Source organism: Brachyspira innocens ATCC 29796 (genome assembly GCF_000384655.1).
Taxonomy (GTDB): Bacteria; Spirochaetota; Brachyspiria; order Brachyspirales; family Brachyspiraceae; genus Brachyspira; species Brachyspira innocens.
Window position 1 is genome coordinate 1 of sequence record NZ_ARQI01000035.1, and the last position, 4,388, is coordinate 4,388.

Annotated in this window: 5 protein-coding genes and 1 pseudogene; 1 reads left to right on the top strand and 5 read right to left on the bottom strand. The window is 26.4% G+C overall.

Going from position 1 to position 4,388, the window contains the following annotated elements; genetic code table 11:
- The 4 genes and pseudogenes from F811_RS15285 to F811_RS0100520 all read right to left on the bottom strand — a co-directional run.
- Window positions 1-437 (bottom strand): annotated as a pseudogene (locus tag F811_RS15285) (periplasmic flagellar collar protein FlcA); the annotation flags it as partial.
- A 105-nt stretch (window positions 438-542) separates the two neighbouring features.
- Window positions 543-965 (bottom strand): F0F1 ATP synthase subunit delta/epsilon, encoded by a 423-nt coding sequence (locus F811_RS0100510; RefSeq protein WP_020003362.1) that lies wholly within the window; start codon window positions 963-965, stop codon window positions 543-545.
- A gap of 16 nt (window positions 966-981) precedes the next feature.
- The gene (locus tag F811_RS0100515; RefSeq protein WP_020003363.1) at window positions 982-1,287 is read right to left on the bottom strand and encodes a hypothetical protein; all 306 of its coding nucleotides are present in this window, start codon (window positions 1,285-1,287) and stop codon (window positions 982-984) included.
- A gap of 20 nt (window positions 1,288-1,307) precedes the next feature.
- A complete protein-coding gene (locus F811_RS0100520; protein WP_020003364.1) occupies window positions 1,308-1,721 on the bottom strand; it encodes an acyl-CoA thioesterase in 414 nt (137 codons plus the stop codon).
- Between the two features lie 207 nt (window positions 1,722-1,928).
- Here F811_RS0100520 and coaD point away from each other — a divergent pair, with 207 nt between their 5' ends.
- Window positions 1,929-2,417, top strand: a complete 489-nt coding sequence (gene coaD, locus F811_RS0100525) for a pantetheine-phosphate adenylyltransferase (RefSeq protein WP_020003365.1) — start codon at window positions 1,929-1,931, stop codon at window positions 2,415-2,417.
- A 197-nt stretch (window positions 2,418-2,614) separates the two neighbouring features.
- On the opposite strand, the gene F811_RS0100530 is transcribed toward coaD, so the two are convergent.
- Entirely contained in the window at window positions 2,615-4,135 is a 1,521-nt protein-coding gene (locus F811_RS0100530; protein ID WP_020003366.1) for an aryl-sulfate sulfotransferase, read from the bottom strand.
- Window positions 4,136-4,388: the final 253 nt, after the last annotated feature.

Below are 4,388 nucleotides of genomic sequence, written 5' to 3' on the forward strand. Positions count from 1 at the left end.
AAATTATCTACATCGGCTGACAATTTATCATCACTTTCTGAATTACCCAAATCTTCAGGCAAACCTAGATCATCTTCTTTATCTGATGACTTATCCTCATCTTTAGGTTTAGGTTTATCATACAAATCCAAATCTTCTAAAGCCCCCAAATCATTCAATGAGTCATCACCGCTGTATAAATCTTCAGGTAAATCTAAATCATCAGAAGATTTATTATCCTCTGGTACCATCTCATCATCAGGCAAATCCAAGCTATCCAAGTCATCAATAGAAGGCAGACCATTATCTTCTGCCGGCATAGAACTTGCCATATGTTCATCTGTAAAGACTGACTTAAAACGGTCATAGTCCTCTTGTGATATTTCTTTTGGTAATGCTTTATTTCCTATTAAAAAAGCAATACTTCCTAGTCTTTCTAAATCTTCTATTTTAGGCATATTCAATCATCTAATGTAAATTTTTTAGTTAACATATTAATTATATTAAACCTATAACAATATGTCAACTAAATTATCGGATAATAATAAAATCACAATAGCATATTATTTAGAAGAAATTTCTATTTGTTTTTTTAATTTATCAATTTTTTCTTTATTTCTTCTAGCCTCTTCAGCATTGATAACCATTTGTTTTGATAATTTATTTATCTCTTCATTTAGAAGTACTGTATCTATATCTTTGGGATACGAAGCATGCTCTACCAATATACCAACAACATTATTAGTAACTTCAGCTATGCCGTCTTCTACATACATATTAATAAGTTTATTCTCTTCATTGTATACTCTAAGCTCTCCGTAACCTATACGTACAATATACGGACAATGGTCTAAATATATAGAAACATATCCGTTACTAGAAGGTATTTCTACATGATCTATACGTATGGATCTCAATATTGGAGCATTTCTAGTGATTACCGAACAAGTTAATGCCTTTTTATTTTTTTTAGTAGCAACTGCCATATTAAAACTCGCAAAATTAAATTATATTCTTATATTTTAAAACAAAAATAATAAATATCAATGATAATATAAACAAAATAAGCAATATTATTGAAACAAAAAATAAAAAACGTACAACTATTTTTAATGAATTAATCTCTGAATAAACCGCCTGAAATTCTTTTCCTACTTTAGCCTCTATTTTTTCAGTTATTTCTTTTTCGCGTTCATCTATTTTATCATAAAATTTTTTAGCTTTACTTTCCATAGCCGTGTTTTTTACTATATCGCCTACCATATTAGCCGAAGAAAGAACAGTTAATACAACATTAAGCCAATTCATAATACCTCCTGATAATAAAATTATTTACCTTTAGACATTATTTCATATAAATAATCATCTGGTTTTACTATCTCTCCTCTCCTATTTACGAATGGGTGAAGAGTATATGCAGTACTATATAGTATATTCTCATTTTCTTTGCTTCTTATCTCATATTTTAATTTTAATGAAACATTTTTAAGCTTTTCTACACTTGTATAAACAACTATAACATCATCATATTTTATAGAAATCTTATAATCTACAAATGCCTCTTTTACTGGAAGCATTATATTATACTTTTCTTCCATATCTTTATATGAAATACCAAGTTCGCGTAAAAGTTCTGTTCTTCCTATTTCAAAATATCTTAAATAATTGGAATGGTAAACCACTCCCATTTGGTCGGTATCAGCATATATTACTCTTATTTCTGTTTTATTAACATGAGCCATAAATATAACTCCTAATAATTGATAAATATTGCCTAATATTATAACATATAATAACTTATATACAAATTTATATTTTGTAAATATACTCAAATATTTAAATTAAAACAAATATAAAAACGACACATATAATACATACATAATAATTTATAATATAAAAATAATGCTTTTTTGTTGATATTATACTAATTTTGTATATAATTTATTATTATGAAAAATGGAAAAGTAATATTTCCGGGTACTTTTGACCCTTTTACATTGGGACATCTTGATGTTCTTTACAGACTTGCTGATATATTTGAAAAAGTTTATATATCTGTAGCGGTTAATTTAGAGAAATCTCCTACTTTTACTACAGAAGAAAGAATAAATATGATTAAAAAAGTAGTAGGAGAAAATAATACTATAGAAATAGTATCAATATCTGGACTTGTTACAGAATATATGAAACAAAATGATATAAGAGTACTAGCAAGAGGTATAAGAGACAGCGAAGATTTATACTATGAATTGAAAATGTCAAGAATGAATAAGCTGTTATATCCAGAAATGGATACTATATTTTTACATACATCTGAAAATTACGCTTATATAAGTTCTTCTTTGATAAAAGAGATACTTAAATTTAAAGGTCCTATAGAAGGTTTAGTACCTGAAATTTTAGTTGAAGATATAAAAGCTAAATTTATAAAAAAATAATATATTTAGATTGTAAGAAATTAATTCTAATAACTATCTAAAATATTATTCATAGTTTTCAAAATGTATACCATTTTAATAAATTTAAATTGTGTAATACAAATAAAAAATTATACTATTTTAAATAAAAAAGCTCAACTACATTACTGTAATCAAGCCTTAATTTCATTTTATCAAATTATAATTAATAATTAAAATTAATTAGGATTTTTCAAGTTGCAGTCTTCTGAATAAACCCTTCCTTCATCATAATACAGAGGCATTTTTTCAACTCTATATGTCTGAAATGGTAAATCTAACCTAAATAAAACATTCCTTGTATTTTTTTCTACTTCAAGAATAGTTCCTATATTAGCATATACAAGTAATAAATTTTGATGATTATCACCTGTAAAATCTATATCTGACATAAATCGTGAATATAAAGAACTATCTCTATATTCATAAACATTCTCTGCTGTATAATTACCATGTGTACCTGTTATTTTATATTCAACATACCTTGAACCATTAGGATTAGTATCTTCATCTCCTTGATTATCAAACATTCCTAAATTCCCATTTTCAAGTAAAAATAATGCATGTTGATTTTTAGGACCATCATATAAACCAGCACCTTTTACTCTATATGGTTCCAATGATTTTAAATCTTTAAAATAAACTTGATAAGGTATACCATTATTTGGACCTATCCCTGTTCTAGTTTTTAATGAATCATCTGCCATCCACCATATTAATTTCCATTCACTATAATCTATAGCTAATATCCCTCTAGTTCTTGAAGAAACATATAAAATGTCAGTTGATGAATCATAAACTAAGGAATTAGCATGAAACCAATCTATGATTTGTTGCTGTCCATTATTATTTTGATAAATATTATTTATATCTTCTCCAAATGCTATATATTTAAATACACTTTCATCTTCTGGATATTTATTTAAATCTAAAACATTTTCTATTAACTTACAAAAACTAAATTCTCTTAATTTTACCCCAGAACTATTCATTTTCAATAATCTATCTTGATCGCCCCAATCAGAAAATGTAAAATAAAGATAGTCATTATTAATTTTTATTATATCATGATGTGATATACTAGTTTTTTTTAAAATAGTATAACCAAGAAGTGTATGACTTGTATCAAAACCTTGTGCATGCAAAACAATCTTCTTATTTTCAATTACTATCTTTACAAACATGTGACCAGATTGTAAATACCTTACATAACCATTTCTAGATAAGCATAATGTTGGATCTTTTACCTGTCCATTTCCCAACAAATAAAATTCTGGATTATTTTTGTATTTATCTTCAGGCAAATTATTAACTGCTACATCATATTTTTTTTGTATTCCATTTGGTAAAGACTCTGTAGAAACATTTTTAGTTATAATACGTCCGCCATCATTAACTTCAATAGTATTTTGAGATTCTGCAAACATACCATGTATTTCAAACTCTGTGCCATAACCTGCGGGATAGGTATGTATTATATCAGGTTCCCCGTATAAACCTTTAACTGTTACTGTTATAGGTGTAGCATTTACAGTTTCTGTTGTATAAACGGCTGATAATGGTGTAACCGCAAGTGGATTAACTGTTATTTCACCAACTTTACCAATAGAACTGGTTAATGAAGAGTTTAACTTATTATGATTACAGGATAGTAATAAAATGCTTGTAATCAATAAAATAATAGATAATAGTTTTTTCATATCATTCTCCTAAAATATTTATATTAATTATTTTTATACAAGATATTAATAAATAGTGTTTTTTTATATAAATAAAGATAATATTATGGGAATATGTTTTTATATCTAAAAAATAAAGATTGATTTTGTTTATAAAACTGAAATAATAGATTAGATGATTGTGTTGTGTTGTGTTGTGTTGTGTTGTGTTGTGTTGTGTTGTGTTGTGTTGTGTTGTGTTGTGTTGTGTTGTGTTGTGTTGTGTTGTGTTGTG

What these genes read in the sequence shown, in the direction of transcription:
- coaD (WP_020003365.1), top strand. Translation starts at nt 1,929, where the DNA reads ATGAAAAATGGAAAAGTAATATTTCCGGGTACTTTTGACCCTTTTACA.
- F811_RS0100530 (WP_020003366.1), bottom strand. Translation starts at nt 4,135, where the DNA reads ATGAAAAAACTATTATCTATTATTTTATTGATTACAAGCATTTTATTA.
- F811_RS0100515 (WP_020003363.1), bottom strand. Translation starts at nt 1,287, where the DNA reads ATGAATTGGCTTAATGTTGTATTAACTGTTCTTTCTTCGGCTAATATG.
- F811_RS0100520 (WP_020003364.1), bottom strand. Translation starts at nt 1,721, where the DNA reads ATGGCTCATGTTAATAAAACAGAAATAAGAGTAATATATGCTGATACC.
- F811_RS0100510 (WP_020003362.1), bottom strand. Translation starts at nt 965, where the DNA reads ATGGCAGTTGCTACTAAAAAAAATAAAAAGGCATTAACTTGTTCGGTA.